The organism is Pseudorhodoferax sp. Leaf267, from assembly GCF_001422405.1.
Classification (GTDB): Bacteria; Pseudomonadota; Gammaproteobacteria; order Burkholderiales; family Burkholderiaceae_C; genus Pseudorhodoferax.
Genome location: NZ_LMMV01000001.1, coordinates 568,466 through 588,204 on the forward strand (window position 1 = coordinate 568,466; position 19,739 = coordinate 588,204).

General features: G+C 69.7%; 16 protein-coding genes. 13 read left to right on the top strand and 3 right to left on the bottom strand.

The window, feature by feature from the left end:
• Window positions 1-97: 97 nt before the first annotated feature.
• Window positions 98-541 (bottom strand): universal stress protein, encoded by a 444-nt coding sequence (locus ASF43_RS02505; protein ID WP_056176157.1) that lies wholly within the window; start codon window positions 539-541, stop codon window positions 98-100.
• Window positions 542-646: 105 nt separating this feature from the next.
• On the opposite strand from ASF43_RS02505, the gene ASF43_RS02510 reads away from it, so the two are divergent.
• The 9 genes from ASF43_RS02510 to ASF43_RS02550 all read left to right on the top strand — a co-directional run bounded on the left by ASF43_RS02510 (window position 647) and on the right by ASF43_RS02550 (window position 11,234).
• Window positions 647-2,986 (top strand): cation-translocating P-type ATPase, encoded by a 2,340-nt coding sequence (locus ASF43_RS02510; RefSeq protein WP_056176160.1) that lies wholly within the window; start codon window positions 647-649, stop codon window positions 2,984-2,986.
• Entirely contained in the window at window positions 2,986-3,120 is a 135-nt protein-coding gene (gene ccoS, locus ASF43_RS02515) for a cbb3-type cytochrome oxidase assembly protein CcoS (protein ID WP_056176163.1), read from the top strand. Before ASF43_RS02510 ends, ccoS begins: the two co-directional genes overlap by 1 nt.
• A 219-nt stretch (window positions 3,121-3,339) precedes the next feature.
• Window positions 3,340-6,003: an EAL domain-containing protein gene (locus ASF43_RS02520; RefSeq protein WP_082497550.1), complete on the top strand. Its 2,664-nt coding sequence runs from the start codon at window positions 3,340-3,342 to the stop codon at window positions 6,001-6,003.
• Between the two features lie 183 nt (window positions 6,004-6,186).
• Window positions 6,187-7,626: a cytochrome-c oxidase, cbb3-type subunit I gene (gene ccoN, locus ASF43_RS02525; protein ID WP_056176166.1), complete on the top strand. Its 1,440-nt coding sequence runs from the start codon at window positions 6,187-6,189 to the stop codon at window positions 7,624-7,626.
• 17 nt (window positions 7,627-7,643) lie between these two features.
• A complete protein-coding gene (gene ccoO / locus ASF43_RS02530; protein ID WP_056176169.1) occupies window positions 7,644-8,267 on the top strand; it encodes a cytochrome-c oxidase, cbb3-type subunit II in 624 nt (207 codons plus the stop codon).
• Window positions 8,268-8,464: 197 nt separating this feature from the next.
• Window positions 8,465-8,602 (top strand): CcoQ/FixQ family Cbb3-type cytochrome c oxidase assembly chaperone, encoded by a 138-nt coding sequence (locus ASF43_RS02535; RefSeq protein WP_056176172.1) that lies wholly within the window; start codon window positions 8,465-8,467, stop codon window positions 8,600-8,602.
• Window positions 8,603-8,611: 9 nt separating this feature from the next.
• Window positions 8,612-9,514: a cytochrome-c oxidase, cbb3-type subunit III gene (ccoP, locus tag ASF43_RS02540; protein WP_056176175.1), complete on the top strand. Its 903-nt coding sequence runs from the start codon at window positions 8,612-8,614 to the stop codon at window positions 9,512-9,514.
• 8 nt (window positions 9,515-9,522) lie between these two features.
• Entirely contained in the window at window positions 9,523-10,953 is a 1,431-nt protein-coding gene (gene ccoG, locus ASF43_RS02545) for a cytochrome c oxidase accessory protein CcoG (RefSeq protein WP_056176178.1), read from the top strand.
• Window positions 10,954-10,967: 14 nt separating this feature from the next.
• Window positions 10,968-11,234 carry a nitrogen fixation protein FixH gene (locus ASF43_RS02550; RefSeq protein WP_235578103.1) on the top strand — a complete coding sequence of 89 codons (267 nt, stop codon included), beginning with the start codon at window positions 10,968-10,970 and terminating at the stop codon, window positions 11,232-11,234.
• A gap of 6 nt (window positions 11,235-11,240) precedes the next feature.
• On the opposite strand, the gene fnr is transcribed toward ASF43_RS02550, so the two are convergent.
• A complete protein-coding gene (fnr, locus tag ASF43_RS02555; protein ID WP_056176181.1) occupies window positions 11,241-11,960 on the bottom strand; it encodes a fumarate/nitrate reduction transcriptional regulator Fnr in 720 nt (239 codons plus the stop codon).
• A 111-nt stretch (window positions 11,961-12,071) separates the two neighbouring features.
• On the opposite strand from fnr, the gene hemN reads away from it, so the two are divergent.
• The 4 genes from hemN (at window position 12,072) to ASF43_RS02575 (ending at window position 17,781) form a co-directional block, all read left to right on the top strand.
• On the top strand, window positions 12,072-13,487 hold the full coding sequence (gene hemN / locus ASF43_RS02560) for an oxygen-independent coproporphyrinogen III oxidase (protein WP_235578104.1): 1,416 nt from the start codon (window positions 12,072-12,074) through the stop codon (window positions 13,485-13,487).
• Between the two features lie 39 nt (window positions 13,488-13,526).
• Entirely contained in the window at window positions 13,527-14,219 is a 693-nt protein-coding gene (locus tag ASF43_RS02565) for a sulfite exporter TauE/SafE family protein (RefSeq protein ID WP_235578105.1), read from the top strand.
• A 131-nt stretch (window positions 14,220-14,350) separates the two neighbouring features.
• Entirely contained in the window at window positions 14,351-15,664 is a 1,314-nt protein-coding gene (locus ASF43_RS02570; RefSeq protein ID WP_056176187.1) for an HD-GYP domain-containing protein, read from the top strand.
• The gene (locus ASF43_RS02575; protein ID WP_235578106.1) at window positions 15,661-17,781 is read left to right on the top strand and encodes a bifunctional diguanylate cyclase/phosphodiesterase; all 2,121 of its coding nucleotides are present in this window, start codon (window positions 15,661-15,663) and stop codon (window positions 17,779-17,781) included. The genes ASF43_RS02570 and ASF43_RS02575 overlap by 4 nt, the downstream gene beginning before the upstream one ends.
• Here ASF43_RS02575 and ASF43_RS02580 read toward each other — a convergent pair whose 3' ends face one another.
• Window positions 17,782-19,542 (bottom strand): ABC transporter ATP-binding protein/permease, encoded by a 1,761-nt coding sequence (locus tag ASF43_RS02580; protein ID WP_082497551.1) that lies wholly within the window; start codon window positions 19,540-19,542, stop codon window positions 17,782-17,784.
• Between the last annotated feature and the right edge of the window lie 197 nt (window positions 19,543-19,739).

Below are 19,739 nucleotides of genomic sequence, written 5' to 3' on the forward strand. Positions count from 1 at the left end.
GGCCGCGCAATGCGGCGCGGCGGCATGCGATTGTGGGCTGGGGCTGGCGCGCGGCCAAGGCCTGCGGCCGGTGGCGCGCAGCCGGGCCGGCCTGTGCCTACCGCAGCACCAGCACCGGGATGTGCGAGTGCGTCAGCACATGCTGCGTCTCGCTGCCCAGCAACAGCCGGCTGACGCCGCGCCGGCCGTGCGAGGCCATCACGATCAGGTCGCAGTGGTGCTTCTGCGCGCTCGCGATCAGCGCCTCGGACACCTGGTCGGAGCGCACGACGAGGGGCGTCACGGTCACGTTGCGCGCCAGGCCTGCGCTCTGCACCACTTCCAGCTCGCGCATGGCGGCAGCGCTCCAGTGTTCCTCGGTCTGCGCGACCTGCTTGAGGTCGATGGCCATCGCGCCTTCGAAGTAGCTTTGCGGGTAGGGCGGCACGACCTTCACCGCCACGACGCTGGCGCCGAGTTGGGCGGCCAGGCCCAGTGCGCTGTCGACGGCCTTTTGCGACAGTTCCGAACCGTCGGTGGCGACAAGAATGCGTTGGTACATGGTGTGTTCTCCTGAAGGTTGATGGGACAAGAATAGTCCGCGTGCACTGCTGTGGGTTGATCCACATCAAGACCGGGGGAATGGCCCGCACATACCCTCCACGCCATGCCGGCCAGCCCTCTCGATCTGACGCAAGCACCCACGCCGGCCGGCCTGGAATGGATCGACGACGCTGCCGAGTGGCCTGCGTTCAGCCGCCCGTCAGCCGCTGCGGGCGAGGGCGTGTGGGAGTCGAGCATGGCCGTCGAGGGCATGACGTGCGCCAGCTGCGCCTTGACGGTGGAGGCCGCGCTGCGCGCCGTGCCCGGCGTGCTGGCGGCCGAGGTGGGCGCGGCCAGCCGGCGTGCACGCGTGGTCTGGCGCGCGGGCAGCGTGCGGCCCTCGCAGTGGCTGGCGGCGGTGCGCGCGGCCGGCTATCGCGGCGTGCCGCTGGCCGACCTGGCGGTGCGCACCGAGCGCCGGCGCGCGGCGCGCCAGATGCTGTGGCGCTGGCTCGTGGCCGGACTCTGCATGATGCAGGTCATGATGTACGCCTGGCCGGCCTACGTCGCCGCGCCCGGCGAGATCTCGGCGGACGCGCAGGCGCTCATGCGCTGGGCATCCTGGGTGCTGAGCCTGCCCGTCATGCTGTTCTCGTGCGGGCCGTTCCTGCGCGCGGCGCTGCGTGATGCGCGCCAACGCCGCCTGGGAATGGACACGCCGGTCACGCTCGGCATCCTGATCACGTTCGCCGTCAGCAGCGCGGGCACCTTCGAGCCCGACGGCCTCTTCGGTGCCGAGGTGTATTTCGACTCGCTGAACATGTTCGTGTTCTTCCTGCTCAGCAGCCGCTGGCTGGAGGCGCGCCTGCGCGACCGCACGGGCGGCGCGCTGGACATGCTGCTGCAGCGCCTGCCCGACGGCGTGGAGCGCGAGCGTGCCGACGGGCGGCGCGAGCAGGTGGCCGCGCACCGCGTGGCCGTGGGCAATGTGCTGCATGTGAAGCCCGGCGAGGCCTTCGTCGCCGACGCCGTGATCCTCGAAGGCGAGACGCTGGCCGACGAGGCTTTGCTGTCCGGCGAGTCGCGGCCCATGCCGCGCGGGCCGGGCGCGACCGTGCTGGCCGGAAGCTACAACCTGGCTGCGGCGGTGCGCGTGCGCGTGACGGCCGTGGGCGAGGCCACGCGCTTCGCGCAGATCGCCGCATTGATGGACGAAGCCGCGCGTTCGCGGCCACGGCTGGCGCAACTGGCCGACCGCATCGCGCGGCCCTTCCTGCTCGCCGTGCTGCTGGCCGCGGCCGGCGCTGCGCTGTACTGGTGGCCGCAGGACCCGGGCCACGCGCTGATGGTGGCCGTGGCCGTGCTGGTCGTCACCTGCCCCTGCGCGCTGTCGCTGGCCACGCCCGCGGCCATGCTGGCGGCCGCCGGCGCGCTGGCGCGCCGCGGCGTGCTCGTGCGCCGGCTGCAGGCGCTGGAGGCGCTGGCGCGCGTGGACACGGTAGTGTTCGACAAGACCGGCACCTTGACGCACGACGCGCTGGCATTGGGCGCGGTGCGCACGCGGGCCGGCGTGGACCGTGCGCAGGCCCTGGCCATGGCCGCAGCGCTGGCCGCGCGCTCGCTGCACCCGGCCTCGCGCGCACTGGCCGCCGCCGGGCGCGATACGGGCAACGAGGACCTGTGGCAGGTGACCGGCCTCGTCGAGGAGCCCGGCGCCGGCGTGCGCGCGCGCCTGTGGCGCAACGGTTGGCCCTGGCCCGGCGAGCTGCGCCTGGGCTCGGCCGCGCATTGCGGTATCCACGCCGATGGCGCTGAGGCCATGACCATCTGGCTGGCCGATGCGCAAGGCATGCTGGCCGCCTTCGTGTTGCACGAAGACCTGCGTGCCGACGCGCAGGCCGCCATCGCCCGTCTGCAGGCCATGGGCCTGCAAGTGCAGTTGCTGTCAGGCGACGCCGGCACGGCCGTGGCGCGCGCGGCCTCGGTGCTGGGCATCGCCGAGGCGCGTGGCGGCTGTTCACCGCAGCGCAAGCTGCAGGCCTTGCGCGGGCTGCAGCAGCGAGGCCGGCATACCGCCATGGTCGGCGACGGCCTCAACGACGGGCCGGTGCTTGCCGGTGCCGACGTGTCCTTCGCGTTCGGCCAGGCCGTGCCGCTGGCCCAGGCGCAAGCCGATTTCGTGGTGCCGGGCGGCGCGCTGATGGCCATTGCCGACACGTTCGCGCTGGCCCGCCGCACGCTCGCCGTGGTGCGGCAGAACCTGGCCTGGGCCGCGGTCTACAACGCCGTCAGCGTGCCGCTGGCCGTGGCGGGGCTCATGCCCGCCTGGCTCGCCGGGCTGGGCATGGCGGCCAGTTCGCTGCTCGTGGTGCTCAACGCGCTGCGCCTGTCGCTGGCACTGCCCGCACCCGAACCGGCGCCGCTGCCGGTGCGCGTGCCGCGGCCTGTGCAGGAGCCCGGCTGATGGACATCCTGTTCCTGCTGATCCCGCTGTCGGTGGTGCTGGTGTTCTGCATCCTCGGTGGCCTGTGGTGGGCGATCGAGCGTGGGCAATTCGAGGACGTGGAGTCGGAGGGCGAGCGGATCTTGCGGGACTAGCCTCAGTGGAAAGGCGTGCGCCGCCTTTTGGTGCAATTTGGAGACGAATAGTCGACGTCTATCGTGCAAATAGCGGACAAGTTTGGCGGCGAGTCGATTAAGTCACGGCCCAAATGCGGGGCGTTGTCCAGAATCGCGGCTCCAACTCCTGCCGGCGACATGCGTTGGGTGCCCGTGTTTCTCCGAGGCCCCTTTTGCCCGCCAACGCCGCAACCCCTCATGACCACATCCTCCAGCAGCCCGGTCGCATCGCGCGATCTCGCCGAGCGCAACGCCATCATCCGGACGCTGGACCATGTCAAGGCCATTGCCGAGTTCTCGCCCGAGGGCATGCTCCTGTATGCCAACCCGCGCTACCTTGAGATCTTTGGCTACGAGCTGGACGAGGTGCAGGGGGTTCAACACGCGGTCTTCTGCGAGCCGTGCTACGCCGCATCAGAAGCCTACGCCGTGTTCTGGCAGCGCTTGCGCGAGGGCGTCGCCTACACTGACCTGTGCGAGCGCGTGACCCGCGCTGGCGCGAAGCGTTGGCTGGAGGCCACTTATGCGCCCATCTTCGATGCGCAACGGCGGGTGGTCCGCATCTTCAAGATGGCCGGCGACGTCACCGCCCGGATCGAACGCGAACGCCAGGCGCAGGAAGAGACGCGGCGCCTGTCCCTGGTGGCCGGTGCAACCGGCAATGCCGTCATCATCACGGGAGCCGACTGGCGCATCGTCTACGTCAACGAAGGCTTCACGCGCATGTTCGGCATGACCATCGCCGAGGCCGCTGGCCAGGTCCCGCCCGCCTTGCTCGCCCCCGGGTTCCCGGCGTGCGAGACCGAGCGGCTGCACGCGGAACTGGCGCAGGGCATCTCCCATGAACGACAGGAGTTGTTGCGTGGCCACCAGGGCGAGCGGTACTGGTGCAATGTCTCCACCAACCCCGTGATGGACGCGCACCACAGGCTCGTCAGCACGGTCAGCGTCATCACCGACATCACCGAGTCGAAGATGCACCAGGTGATGCAGCATCGGGTGCTGGAGGCCATCGCGGCAGAGCGCTCGATCAGCGACGTGGCCACCATGGTGTGCGAGGAGGTGGACCGGATCCTGCCGGGCACGGCCAGTTGCGTGTTGCGCTTCGATGCCGGCGGCCGGGTCAACCCCCTGGCGGCACCGCAGATTCCGCGGCCCTACCTCGAGCATCTGTCACGGCAGACGCTGCACCTGGACATGGTGGCCGGCCAGGAACACACCGCCTTCGGCGCGGATGGCGTCCTCATCGACATCACATCGGACGCACGCTGGCGCGCGTTCAGGGATCCGATGCTGGCTGTGGGCTACCGCAGCTTCTGGGCCGTACCGATCCGGACAGTCGATGGGTCGATCGCAGGCGCCGTGGTGTTCCACTACGCCGAGAGCAGGGTACCGGACGGCTTCCATCGCAAGCTCATGGCGGCCTGCGTCCATCTGTGCGCGTTGGCCTTGGAGCGTGAGCGCTCCAAGGCGCGCATCCACCGGCTGGCCTTCTACGACCCGCTGACCAATCTGCCCAACCGCAGCCTGCTCAAGGCCAAGGCCGAACAGGCCCTGGCCACTTCTGCGCGCAACGACACGCCGGTGGCCGTGGTGTTCATCGACCTGGACCGCTTCAAGCACGTCAACGACTCGCTCGGCCATCCAGCCGGTGACCAGATGCTCAAGACCGTGGCGGCCCGACTGCTGCAGGACCGGCGCAGCGCCGACATCGTCGCGCGGCTGTCCGGCGATGAGTTTCTGATGGTCCTGCCGGCATGCAATGCACTGCAGACGGCAGAGATGGTGGAGCGCGTGCAGGCCGTGCTGCACCAGCCTGTGAGCCTGGGCGGCACCAACATCCGCCCTTGCGCCAGCCTGGGCATCGCCATGTTTCCCGCCGACGGCACCAGCCTGGACGTGCTGATGCACCGCGCCGACATGGCGATGTACCAGGCCAAGAGCGAAGCGCGCGGCTCGTTCGCCTTCTTCAGCAGCGAACTCAATGCGCAGGCCCAGGAACGCCTGTCGCTCGAAGCGGACCTGGAGCAGGCGGTGCACGAGGGCGCGCTGCATCTGCACTACCAGCCACAGGTGGACCTGGCGACGAACGCGCTGCATGGCGTGGAGGTGCTGTCGCGCTGGCACCACCCCGTGCGTGGCAACGTGCCGCCCATCACGTTCATCCCGCTGGCCGAGGCGTGCAGCCTGATCGACGGCCTGAGTCGCTGGGTGCTGCGCACCGCCTGCGCGCAACTGGCGGCGTGGCGCGCGCGTGGGCTGCAGGTGCCCACGCTGTCCATCAATTTCTCCGCGCTGACGCTGCACGACGACGGACTGCCCCGGCTGGTGGAGGAGACTCTGCGTGCGCATGGCTTGAGGCCCTGCGATCTCATCATCGAGATCACCGAAGGCGTGATGCTCGACCACCATGCCGCGACGGTGCAGACCATCACCGCGCTGCAGGCGTTGGGGGTTCGGATGTCGATGGACGACTTTGGCACGGGCTATTCCAGCCTGAGCTACCTGCACCGCCTGCCGATCACCGAGCTCAAGATCGACCGCAGCTTCGTGGCCGACTTGGGCTTTCGGGACAGCGCCCTGCCTCTGTGCCGCGCGATCGTGCAGATCGGCAAGAGCCTGGGCCTGATCGTCGTGGCCGAAGGGGTCGAGACGCAGACCCAGCGCCAGCTCTTGACGCAGGAAGGTTGCCACGTGGCGCAGGGTTACCTGTTCTCCCGCCCCTTGTCTGCGCGCGACTTCGAAGAGTGGGCCCGCTCGGCGCTCGCGGTGGATCCAGAGATGCGCCAGGGCGCACGACCCGCTGCGCTCGCTGGCAAGTGCATGGAGCCCGGCCGGCCCCACCAGCGCAGCATCGCCTGAGCGCGCGCGCCACAGGCGTCCTGGTCGCCGCTTGCGCGCCCCGGCGGGCGTGGAAGAGAAAGAGCGGCGTGATCCCCGGTGGCGACCCGCCGCAGCGTTGATTGACCTGCATCAAAGCGCCAGCGCCGGCGCCGCCAGACACTGCCTGTCGTCATGCAAAGAGCAGCAAGCGAGAGGGCAACGATGAACCATCCGGGTCAGCACAGCACGGTCTACAACGACACGGTGGTGCGTCAGTTCACGGTCATGGCGGTGGTCTGGGGCGTGGTGGGCATGCTGGTGGGCGTGGTCATCGCGGCCCAGCTCACGTGGCCCGCGCTCAACCTGGGCATTCCCTGGCTCGGCTACGGCCGGCTGCGGCCGCTACACACCAACGCGGTGATCTTCGCGTTCGGCGGCTGTGCGCTGTTCGCCACGGCCTACCACGTGGTGCAGCGCACCTGCCAGGTGCGGCTGTTCGGCGAGAAGCTCGCGGCGTTCACGTTCTGGGGCTGGCAGGCCGTGATCGTGGCCGCGGCGATCAGCCTGCCGATGGGCTACACCTCGGGCAAGGAATACGCCGAGCTCGAATGGCCGATCGACATCCTGATCGCGCTGGTGTGGGTGTCGTTCGCGGTCGTGTTCTTCGGCACCATCGGCACGCGCAAGGTGCGCCACATCTACGTGGCCAACTGGTTCTACGGCGCCTTCATCATCGCCGTGGCGCTGCTGCACATCGTCAACAGCGCGGCCATGCCGGCCAGCTTCTGGAAGAGCTACTCGGCCTACGCGGGCGTGCAGGACGCCATGGTGCAGTGGTGGTACGGCCACAACGCCGTGGGCTTCTTCCTCACGGCCGGCTTCCTCGGGATGATGTATTACTTCATCCCCAAGCAGGCCGAGCGTCCGGTGTACAGCTACCGGCTGTCCATCGTGCACTTCTGGGCGCTGATCTTCACCTACATGTGGGCCGGCCCGCACCACCTGCACTACACGGCGCTGCCGGACTGGACGCAGTCGGTCGGCATGGTGTTCTCGCTGATCCTGCTGGCGCCCAGCTGGGGCGGGATGATCAACGGCGTCATGACCTTGTCGGGTGCCTGGCACAAGCTGCGCGACGACCCCATCCTGCGCTTTCTGATCGTGGCCCTGTCGTTCTACGGCATGAGCACGTTCGAGGGGCCGATGATGTCGATCAAGACCGTCAACGCACTCAGCCACTACACCGACTGGACGGTGGGCCACGTGCACAGCGGCGCGCTGGGCTGGGTCGGCCTGATCACCATGGGGTCGCTGTACTACCTGATCCCGCGCCTGTTCGGCCAGCAGCGGATGTACAGCGTGCAGGCCATCGAGCTGCACTTCTGGAGCGCCACCATCGGCATCGTGCTCTACATCGCCGCGATGTGGATCGCCGGCGTGATGCAGGGCCTGATGTGGCGCGCCGTGAACGCCGACGGCACGCTGACCTACACCTTCGCCGAATCCGTCAAGGCCACCTATCCGTTCTACGCCGTGCGGCTGCTGGGCGGCGTGCTGTACCTGTTCGGCATGCTGGTGATGGCCTGGAACATGGTCATGACCATGGCGCAGGCGCGGCCGTCGGTGTCGCCGATCCCGTCGATTGCGGCCGCGCATTCCTGACCAACGAGAGAACGACCATGTCGCAGAACATCGACAAGCGCGGGGCGCACGAGAAGATCGAGACCAGCAACCTTCTGATGATCGTGCTGATCCTGCTGGTGCTGGTGGTGGGCGGGCTCGTGGAGATCGTGCCGCTGTTCTTCCAGCGCTCCACCACGGTGCCGATCGAGGGCGTGAAGCCCTACACCGCGCTGCAGCTGGCCGGCCGCGACATCTACATCCGCGAGGGTTGCTACAACTGCCACTCGCAGATGATCCGCCCGCTGCAGGCCGAGACGCTGCGCTACGGCCACTACTCGCTGGCCGGCGAGTTCGTCTACGACCGTCCGTTCCAGTGGGGCAGCAAGCGCACCGGGCCCGACCTGCACCGCGTGGGCGGCAAGTACAACGACGACTGGCACCGCATCCACCTCGTGAACCCGCGCGACGTGGTGCCCGAGTCCAACATGCCGGCCTATGCCTGGCTGGAGAAGGCCACCATCGACGGCCCGCAGCTGGCCGCCAACATGCGCGCGCTGCGCCGCCTGGGCACGCCCTACACCGACGAGGAGATCGCCAGGGCGCCCGAGGACGTGAAGGGCAGGACCGAGATGGACGCCACGATCGCCTATCTGCAATCGCTCGGCCTGGCCGTGAAATGAACCCACCCCGTTTGCCCGGCGCACTGCGTGTAGCCGGTCCATCGCCCTCCAGGGGCGCCGCCAGCGGCCTGGCAGAGCCAGTTCCGCGGCGGCTGTCGGCATGGCCTGCTCCGCGGCCTTTGGACGGCGCTGTATCCGACACACCGTTGCGTCGGCTGCATCCGTGCAATGCCCGCTGAACTGATTGGAAACCGAACATGGACATCAACGTTCTGCGCTCGCTGGCCACCGTGGCCTCGCTGGCGTGCTTCGTCGGCATCTGGGCCTGGGCCTGGTCGCGGCGCAACCGCGCGGACTTCGACGAGGCCGCGCGCCTGCCATTCGAACAAGAGTGAGACAAGATCATGAGTGACTTCACCAGCAGCTTCTGGTCGATCGCGATCATCGTGGTGACCCTGGGCGGCATCGTGGGCTGCATGCTGCTGCTGTGGGCGGCTGGCCAGGCCAGGGTCGCGCCCGATGGCGACAACACGACGGGCCATGTCTGGGATGGCGACCTGCGCGAAATGAACAATCCGCTGCCACGCTGGTGGGTGTGGCTGTTCATCATCACCACGGTGTTCGGCGTGGTCTACCTGGTGCTGTACCCGGGCCTGGGCGACAGGCCCGGCACGCTGAACTGGTCGTCCACGGGCGAGCACCAGGCCGCCGTGCAGCAGATGCAGGCCGACACGGCGCCGCTGTACGCCAAGTTCGCCGGCATGCCGGCGGCCGACATCGCCGGCGACCCGCAGGCCATGGCCATCGGCGAGCGGCTGTTCATGAACCACTGCGCGCAGTGCCACGGCTCGGACGCGCGCGGCAGCAAGGGCTTCCCGAACCTGGCCGACGGCGACTGGCTGTGGGGTGGCGAGCCGCACGTGATCGTGGAGACCATCACCAAGGGCCGCACCGGCCAGATGCCGCCGATGGCCGCGGCGGTGGGCTCGCCGGACGATGTGCGCAACGTCGCGCACTACGTGCTGAGCCTGTCGAACGGGCCGCACGACTCGGTGCGCGCCGCGTTGGGCAAGTCGAAGTTCGCCGCATGCGCGGCCTGCCACGGCAGCAACGGCAAGGGCAACCCGCTGCTGGGCGCGCCCAACCTGACCGACGACGTCTGGCTGCACGGCTGGGGCGAGGACGCCATCGTCGCCATGGTCAACGGCGGCAAGCACAACCAGATGCCGGCGCAGGAGGGCAAGCTCAGCGAGGCGCAGATCCGCGTGCTGGCCTCCTACGTGTGGCACCTGTCCAACCGGCCCTGAGCCTGCGTATGGCGTCCGGTTCGTCCCGCAGGACCATCGCGATCCAGGCCGAGGGCCAGGCCGCAGGGGTGCCGCTGTTCGAGGCGCACCGCACCATCCACCCGCGCAGCGTCACGGGCCCGTTGGCCCGCTGGCGCTGGGGCATGGTGTGGCTCACGCAGCTGCTGTTCTACGGCCTGCCGTGGCTGCAGTGGGGCCAGCGCCAGGCCGTGCTGTTCGACCTGGAGGCGCGGCGCTTCTACCTCTTCGGCCTGGTGCTGTACCCGCAGGACTTCATCTACCTGGCCGGGCTGCTCGTGGTCTCGGCGCTGTCGCTGTTCCTGTTCACGGCGGTGGCCGGGCGGCTGTGGTGCGGCTTCTCGTGCCCGCAGACCGTCTACACGGAGATCTTCCTGTGGATCGAGCGCCGCATCGAGGGCGAGCGCGGCGCGCGCATGCAGCTCGATGCGTCGGCCATGTCGCTGGAAAAGCTGGTCAAGAAATGGTTCAAGCACATCGTGTGGCTGGGCGTGGGCCTGTGGACCGGCTTTTCCTTCGTCGGCTACTTCACGCCCGTGCGCGCGCTCGGCATGGCCTTCCTCACGACGCAGATGAGCGGCTGGGAAGTGTTCTGGGTGCTGTTCTACGGCCTGGCCACCTACGGCAATGCCGGTTTCCTGCGCGAGCAGGTCTGCAAGTACATGTGCCCCTATGCGCGGTTCCAGAGCGCGATGTTCGACCGCGACACCTTGATCGTGGGTTACGACGCGGCACGCGGCGAGCCACGTGGCAGCCGGCCGCGCGGCACGGCGCCGGCTGCGCGCGGCCTGGGCTCGTGCATCGATTGCACGCTGTGCGTGCAGGTCTGTCCGACCGGCATCGACATCCGCGACGGCCTGCAGTACGCGTGCATCGGCTGCGGTGCCTGCGCCGACGTGTGCGACGGCGTGATGGACAAGATGGGCGATGCGCGCGGCCTGATCGGGTTCACCACGCAGCAGGGCCAACACAAGGGCTGGAGCCGCGCGCAGATCTGGCGCCGCGTGGCGCGCCCGCGCGTGCTGGCCTACACGGCCGTGCTGCTGCTGGTCTCGGGCGGCCTGGCCGCCAGCCTGCTGCTGCGCACGCCGTTCAAGGTCGACGTGGTGCGCGACCGCGGTGCCATGGCGCGCATCGTGGCCGGCGGCGCCATCGAGAACGTGTACCGGCTGCAGGTCATGAACGCGACGGAGTCGCACCAGCGCTTTCGCATCGGCGTGCGCGGCCTGCCGGGCCTGGCCGTGGTGTCCGAGCCCGAGGTGCAGGTCGACGCCACGGCCTCGCGCTGGGTCGCCGTGCGCCTGCAGTTGCCGCACCAGGCGGCGGCCAGCGGCTCCCACCCCATCCAGTTCGAGATCGAGATGCTGGACGGCGGCACGCATCTGGCAGAGAAGTCCGTGTTCCTCGTTCCGCGCCCTTGAAGAAAGGTGTTCCCATGCCCGTTGCCAACCCCATCCCCACGCAACGCCCATGGTGGCGCTACGGCATGGTCTGGATGGTCATCGGTGGCCCGCTGGCCGTGGTGGTGGCCAGCATCGCCACGGCCGTGATCGCGTTCCGTGGGGCCGACCCCGTGGTGCGCGATGCGCCCGCGGCGCGTGTGCAGGCGACGTCGATCGCGCGGCAGCCGGCCATGGTGGCCCGCAACCATGCCGCCACGGGCCAGGCGCCCGCCGTGCGCCCGGCCGTGGCCGGGCGCTGAGCGCCGTCAGTGGCAGACCTGGGGGTTGACGATGCGCTGCAGGGCGTCGGCGTCCAGGATGCGCAGATGCCGCTGCTTGACCTCGATGATCTTCTCGTCGACGAACTTGGAGAAGGTGCGGCTCACGGTCTCCAGCTTCAGGCCCAGGTAGCTGCCGATCTCCTCGCGCGTCATGCGCAGCACGAGTTCGCTGCGCGAGAAGCCACGCGCATGCAGGCGCTTGACCAGGTTCAGCAGAAAGGCCGCCACGCGCTCCTCGGCGCGCATGCTGCCCAGCAGCAGCATCACGCCGTGCTCGCGCACGATCTCGCGGCTCATGATCTTGTGCACGTGGTGCTGCAGCGCGTTCACTTCGCGCGACAGCTCTTCGAGCCGGTCGAAGGGCATCACGCAGACCTCCGCATCCTCGAGCGCCACGGCGTCGCAGGTGTGCCTGTCGTTGACGATGCCGTCCAGCCCGATCACCTCGCCCGCCATCTGGAAGCCGGTGACCTGCTCGCGCCCGTCCTCGGTGGCGACCGAGGTCTTGAAGAAGCCGGTGCGGATCGCATAGAGCGAGCTGAACGCCTCGCCGGCGCGAAACAGCGTGGCGCCGCGCTTGATGGGGCGGCGCGTTGCCACCACCTCGTCGATGCGCTGCAGCTCCTGTGCGTTGAGCTGCATCGGCATGCACAGCTCACGCAGGTTGCAGTTGGAGCAGGCGACTTTGATGGTGTGCGGGTGCATCGCGTTCTTTCATGACGTAGCGCAAATTGTCGCAAACAGCCTGTCGCTGCACTTGATCTGCATCAATACCTGGCCGGATCGCGCGCGGCACAGTCCGCGCAAGGAGTTCTTATGACCACCACGATGGCCGCCAGGCCCGCCAGTGACGGCTGCATTCCCGAAGACGTGTTGCGCCGCTTCGACCGGCCCGGGCCACGTTACACCTCTTATCCCACGGCCGACCGTTTCGTGGAAGCCTTCGGCCCCGACGACTGCGTGCAGGCCCTGCAGCAGCGGCGCCAGGGCGCGGCGGGCCGTGCGCTGCCGCTGTCGCTGTACGTGCACATCCCGTTCTGCGCATCGCTGTGCTACTACTGCGCCTGCAACAAGATCATCACACGGCACCACGACAACGCCGTGCGCTACCTGGACGACCTGGCGCGCGAGATGGATTTGTACGTGGCCGCGCTCGGCCCGGGCCAGACGGTGTCCCAGCTGCACCTGGGCGGGGGCAGCCCGACCTTCCTGAACGACGCGGAGCTGGCCCGGCTCATGGCGTTGCTGCATGCGCGCTTCCACCTGGCACCGGGCGGCGAATACGCGGTCGAGGTCGACCCGCGCACCGTGGACCGCGCGCGGCTGCAGGCGCTGGCGGCCCTGGGCTTCAACCGGCTGTCGTTCGGCGTGCAGGACTTCGATGCGGCCGTGCAGAAGGCCGTGCACCGCGTGCAGCCCTTCGCGCAGGTGGCCGACCTTGTGGCGCAGGCGCGCGCCCTGGGCTTCGAGTCGCTGAACGTGGACCTCATCTACGGCCTGCCGCTGCAGACGCCGGCTTCCTTCGCGCGCACGCTGGCCCAGGTGGTGCAGCTGCGGCCCGAGCGCATCGCGCTGTACGGCTACGCGCACCTGCCCGAGCGCTTCAAGCCGCAGCGCCGCATCGACAGCGCTGCGCTGCCGGGCGGCCCCGCGCGCCTGGCCATGCTGGCAGCCGCGCTGGCCACCTTCCAGGCCGCGGGCTACGTCTACGTCGGCATGGACCATTTCGCGCTGCCCACCGACAGCCTGGCCGTGGCCAGGCGCCAGGGCCGGCTGCACCGCAACTTCCAGGGCTACAGCACGCAGCCCGACTGCGACCTGGTGGCGCTCGGCGTCTCGGCCATCGGCAAGGTCGGCGCCACCTACAGCCAGAACGCCAAGACCCTGGAGCAGTACCGCGACCTGCTGGGCCAGGGCCGGTTGCCCGTGGTGCGTGGGCTGGCGCTCACGCGCGACGACCTGGTGCGGCGCAGCGTGATCATGGCGCTGATGTGCCAGGGCACGCTGCACTTCGAGTCCGTCGAGCTGGCCTGGCTGATCGACTTTCGCCAGTACTTCGCTGCCGAGCTGGAGGCGCTGCGCGCCTTCGAGGCCGACGGCCTGCTCGTGCTGGAGCCCGCAGCGCTGCGCGTGACGGCGCACGGCTGGATGCTGGTGCGCGCCATCGCCATGGTGTTCGACCGCTATGCGCAGGCGGACCGCACGCGCGCCCAGTTCGCGAGGCTGCTGTAGCAGGCGGCGGCGGGCACCGGCATGGCGGTGGAACTGGGCATGACGGCCCTGCTGATGGGCCTGGCCGGCGGCCCGCATTGCGCGCTGATGTGCGGGGCGGCCTGTGCCGGCGTCGGGGCCGCGGGTGCGCCGCGCCGCCGGCAGGCCATGGGCCTGTTCCATGCCGGGCGGGCCTGCGGCTATGCCGCCATGGGTTCGCTGGCGGCATGGTCGCTGCAGGGCCTGGGCTGGCTGGGCGGCGCCAGCGCCGCGCTGCGGCCGGCCTGGACCGGCATGCACCTGCTGGCCATGGCGCTCGGTGCCTGGCTGCTGCTGCAAGGGCGCCAGCCGGCCTGGCTGGAGCGCGAGGGGCGGCGGCTGTGGCAGCGCGCGCGTGCCGGCCTGGCGCTGCGTGGCGGGCCCTTCTGGCTCGGCCTGGCCTGGGCGCTGATGCCTTGCGGACTGTTACAGGCCGCGCTGTTGACAGCCGCATTGACGGGCCACCCGGCCAATGGCGCCGCCGCCATGCTCGCGTTCGCGGCCGGGTCCGCCGTGTCGCTGTGGGCGGCGCCGTGGTTGCTGCTGCGCCTGCCGGCCTGGGCCGGCGCCGGCCCGCGCGGCATGGCCGGCGCCCGCAGCGCCGCGCTCTCGGCCTGGGGCACGCGCGCGGTGGGCGCAGCGCTGTGCGCCAGCGCCTGCTGGGCGTTGTGGCAGGGCCTGGCGCACGACCGGGCACCTTGGTGCATCACTTGAACGTATAGAACGTTTCATTGGCCTTGATTGCGCAACTTGATGCAAAAGTGTGGCGAATCAGCGTTCTTTGTTACGGAGTGTCAAGCAAACAACGCATAATCTTTTGATGCCAATGACACGCCAGACCGGCCATGGATGAGCCCTCGTCGCACATGATCGACGTCGGTCAGCTGCGGCGGGGCCTGTTCGTGCAGTTGGACCTGGGCTGGATGGACCACCCGTTCCCGCGCGGCAGCTTCAAGATTTCGTCGGACGACCAGATCCGGACCATCCGCAGCCTGGGCCTGTCGCGCGTACGTTATTTCCCGGCCAAGAGCGATCTGCAGCAGAGCACCAGCGCGCAACCGGACGACGGCACGCCGGCGCCGCCACGGCCCGACCCGGCCGCCGGCCAGAGCGCGGCCCAGCAGCTGATCTCCGAAGCCGAGGCGCTGCGCGAGCAACGCCAGCGCCTGCTCGAGGTGCAGCAGGCCAACCTGCGCCATTGCGAACGCCGCTTCGGCGAAGCCGTGCAGGTCTACGAACGCGTGCTGGCCGACGTGTCGCTCAAGCCCGTGCACATGCGCGAGCGCTGCATGGCGCTGGTGCAGGGCTGCGTGGCCGACGTGCTGGTGGACGGCGAGGCCGCGATCCGCCTGCTGTCCGAGGCAGCCGGCGAGCGCAGCGCCACGCACACGGTCAACGTGATGGTGATCTCGCTGCTGCTGGGCAAGGCGCTGGGCCTGTCCGCCACCGAACTGGCCGAGCTGGGCCTGGCCGCGCTGCTGCACGACCTGGGCAAGATCCAGCTGCCCGAGCGCATGCGTGCCGACGACGCCGGCTTCTCCGAGAGCGAGCGCGCGGTCTACCGCGAGCACATCAACGAAAGCGTGCGCCTGGGCAAGCGCATGGGGCTGCCGGGCGCGGCGCTGGACGCCATCGCGCAGCACCACGAGATGGTGGACGGCAGCGGCTTCCCCGCTGCATTGGTGGGCGATGCCATGTCGCTCGGTGGCCGTGTGCTGGCGCTGGTCAACACCTACGACAACCTGTGCAACCCGCCGCGGCTGGCCCAGGCGCTCACGCCGCACGAAGCGCTGTCACTGATGTTCGCCAGCCAGAAGCAGCGCTTCGATGGTGTGGTGCTGGGCGCCTTCATCCGCATGATGGGTGTCTACCCGCCGGGCTCGGTCGTGCAGCTCGTCAACGACCGCTACGCCATCGTGGTGTCGGTCAACTCCACACGGCCGCTCAAGCCGCGCGTGCTCGTGCACGACCCGAGCATGCCCAGCGAGCAGGCCCTGATCCTGGACCTGGAGACGGCGCCCGAGCTGGGCATCCGGCGCAGCCTGAAGCCCGCCCAGCTGCCGCGTGCGGCGCTGCACTACCTGGCGCCGCGCCAGCGCGTGCGCTATTTCTACGAGCGGCCCTTGCAGCCCGCCCAGTTGGCCGAGGCCATGGCGTGACGGCCCCGCGCGAGGCCCGCCGCGCAGCGACGGAGGGCACAGGCATCGCGCAGGCGGCGTTGCGCGTGGACGGGCCGGCCGCGCACGCCGGCGCGCTGGCCGTGCTGGCCGATGGGCTGATGGAGGCCGTGTGCCTGGTCGACCCGGCCAGCCTGCTGGTGCTGCACGCCAACCGTGCGGCGGCGCAGCTGCTGCGCATGCCGGGCGAGGACATCGTGGGCCAGGCCGTGCAGGCGCTGTGCCCTGCACCGGAAGACGCCTTCTTCTGGGCCGACGTGGACGCCGGGCTGTCGCAGGCCATCCGCTCGGACACGCTGGTGCGCTGCGGCGACGGCACGGTGCTGCACGTGGAGCGCCGCGTGAGCCTGCTGCACCTGGCCGGCGGCGCACGGGTGTTCCTGGTCTGCCTGCAGGACCGCACGCCGCAGCAGCGGCTGGAGCACGCGCTGGACATGGTGCTGGCCGAGATGCAGGCCACGCTGGAATCCACGGCCGACGGCATCCTCGTGAGCGACGTGCAAGGCCTGACCACCGCCTGCAACCGGCGCTTCGCGGAGCTGTGGAACGTGCCCGAAGCCCTGCTGGTGCGGCGCGACGAGGAGGCCCTGCGCCAGCACATGGCCGACGCCGTGCGCGACCGCGAGGCCTACCTGCTGCGCCTGCAGGAGATCACCGCCGCGCCGCTGGCCGAGGCCACCGATCTGCTGGAGCTGCGCTCGGGCCGGCTGCTGCAGCGCACCACGCTGCCCAAGCAGAGCCAGGGCCACTCGGTGGGCCGGGTCTACTCGTTCCGCGACATCACGCAGGAGCGCGAGAGCCAGCAGCGCATCGAGCAGCTGGCCTACACCGACCTGCTGACCGGCCTGCCCAACCGGTTGATGCTGGCCCAGCGCATCGACTACGCGCTGCGCCTGGCCGGGCGCGACGGCACCGGTTTCGCGGTGCTGTTCGTGGACCTGGACCGCTTCAAGAACATCAACGACTCGCTGGGCCACCAGTTCGGCGACCGCGTGCTGGTGGAGGTGGCGCAGCGCATCCAGTCCTGCCTGCGCCAGGTCGACACCCTGTGCCGGCTGGGCGGCGACGAGTTCGTCATGCTGCTGCACAAGGCCGACGTGGCCGCCGCCGAGATGGTGGCGCGCCGCGTGATCGCCACCGTGGCGCACCCCTTCGAGATGGACGCGCTGCAGTTCTCCATCGGCTGCAGCATCGGCGTGGCCATGCACCCGGCCGACGGCGCGTCGATGGACGACCTGATCAAGTGCGCCGACACGGCCATGTACAGCGTGAAGGATCGCGGGCGCGGCGACGTGGGCTTCTACCAGCCGCAGATGAACATGCAGCTGCTGGCGCGCATGAAGACCGAGCACGCCATGCACCAGGCCATGGAGGCAGGGCTGTTCGAGCTGCATTACCAGCCGCAGGTCGATCTGCTGACGGGCCGGGTGCAGGCGATGGAGGCGCTGCTGCGCTGGACCGACGCGGAGCGCGGCATCGTCGCGCCCGAGTCCTTCGTGCCGCTGGCCGAGGAGTCGGGCTACATCGTCACCATCGGCAGCTGGGTGCTGGCCGAGGCCGTGCGCCAGGCGGCCGACTGGCAGCGGGCCGGCCTGGCGGTGCCGGTGTCGGTCAATGTGTCGCCGCTGCAGTTCCAGCAGATCGACTTCGTGGCGCGCGTGGCCGCGGCCTTGCACGCGCACGGCCTTGCGCCGCAGCTGCTGGAGCTGGAACTGACCGAGACCATCCTCGTGCGCGATGCGGCCGAGGCGCTGCAGCGGCTTCATGCGCTGGACGCGCTGGGCGTGCGCCTGGCGATCGATGACTTCGGCACCGGCTATTCCAGCCTGGCCTACCTGAAGCAGTTGCCGATCCGCAAGCTCAAGATCGACCGCAGCTTCGTGCGCGGCCTGCCGGACGACGAGAGCGATCGGGCCATCGTCAGCGCCATCGTGCAGATGGCGCGCGCGCTTCAGCTCACGACCATCGCCGAAGGCGTGGAGACGCAGGCGCAGCTGGCGCTGCTGCAGGCTCTGCAGTGCGATCAGTACCAGGGCTACCTGTGCGCACCTGCCATGCCGGCACCGCAGGCGCTGCTGTGGTTGCAGCGCGGCGGCTGATCAGGTGAGCGGCTCGAGCCGCCACTGCCCGCCGCCCAGCAGCTCCAGGTGGTGCGTGTGGCAGCTGCGCAGCGCGTCGCGGTGGGCGATGCTGACCAGCGTGGCGCCGCTGGCGCGCAGCTGGGCGTACAGCGCAGCCTCGTTGTCCGGGTCCAAGGCGCTCGTGGCCTCGTCCAGGATCACCGTGTGCGGCTTGTGCACCAGCACGCGCGCGAAGGCCAGGCGCTGTTGCTCGCCGACCGACAGGCGCTTGCCCCAGTCCTGCACCGCGTCCAGGTCGGCGGCGCACTCGGCCAGCCGGGACAGGCGCACCTGGGCCAACGTGTCCAGCAGCTGCGCGTCCGACATCGCGGAGCCCGTGCCCGGGTAGAGCAGCTGGCTGCGCAGCGTGCCGCCCTGCACATAGGGCTTTTGCGGCAGGAAGAACATCTCGCCGCGAGGCGGGTGGGAGACGCTGCCGCTGCCGTTGTGCCACAGGCCGGCCAGCGCGCGCAGCAGCGAGCTCTTGCCGCAGCCGCTGGGGCCGGTGATCAGCAGCGCATCGCCCGGCGCGAGCGTGAAGCTGAGCCGCTCGATCAGCATCTGCTCGGCGCGCGGGGTGTACAGCGTGAGGCCCTGCGCGCCGACGCTGGCGGCGTTCTCGTGGCGGATCTGCGTGGCCGGCGCCGCGGCGACGGCGGCCTGCGCCGCGGGTGCTTCGGGCACGACCAGTTGCGACAGCGCCTGCAGCCGGTCGATGCCCGCCACGAAGCGGCTCAGGCTCTCGAAGTTGTCCACGATCAGCGATGCAGCGGCCAGGACCACGGCGAATGCGCCGGCCGCCTGCACGGCACGGCCGACCTCCAGCTCGCCTGACAACACGTCGCCGGCCAGGATCACCGCGGGCAACACCAGCGTGAGCTGGCTGAACACGCGCTGGAACAGGTTCAGGCCGCACTGGCGCCGGATGAGTCGCATGTAGTTGCGGAACACGGCGCCGAAGCGGTGGTCGATCTGCGCACGCTCCTGCGGCTCGCCACCGTAGAACGCGATGGATTCGGCGTTCTCGCGCACCTGCATCAGGCCGAAGCGGAAATCCGCCTCGCGCCGCAGCTGCAGGAAGTTCAGCCGGATCAGCGGCCCGCCGAACAGCCACAGCGCACCGCCCGTGCCGATCAGCGCGTACAGCACCAGAAAGCCGACCAGCATGTGCGAGATCGACCACAGCACCGCGCTGAAGGCGATGAGCTGCATGAACGAGCCGATCAGGATGAGCAGGAAGTGGATCGAGCGGCCCGTGAACGTGTTGATGTCCTCGGCGATGCGCTGGTCGGGGTTGTCGATGTCTTCACGGCTGCCCAGCGCGTAGTACACGCGGTCGCGCAGGTAGCCGTCCAGGAAGCGCCCCGTGAGCCAGCGCCGCCAGTGGTTGGCGAAGGTATCGCGCATGAAGTAGTAGAACGCGTAGCAGGGCGCGGCGAAGGCGACGATGAGCAGGCTCATGCGCACGGCGTCCCAGAAGCGGTCGCTCTCGCGGCCGGCCAGGGCCGAGGTCATCTCGCCGGCCTTGTCGTTGAGCATCACGGCCAGCTGTGTCTCGCACAGCATCAGCACGAGCAGCAGGGCGATCAGTGACCAGGCGCTCTTCTTGCGGTCGCCGAGCCAGTAGGGCTTGGCCAGGGCCACGAAGCGGCGCCATGCACTGGCGGGGGGCAGTACCGACCTGCGGCGGGTCTTGCGCCGGGCCGAGGCCGCGAGCGCAGGCGAAACAGTGTCGGACATGAGATGAAGAAGAGCTTGCGAAGCGCCTGGCGAGGTTAGCCTTGCCGTGTGGGTGCATTTGTCAGACAGCGCCGCTCTCTGTGTAGCTGCCAGGCCCGACGTGGGCCGGCCCGCGGCAGCCCCTGCGCGCCGATGCCGTCCTACACCTCTGGCGGTGCGCGGCGGCTACGCTGCACGGCAGTCTTAGGAGAATGCAC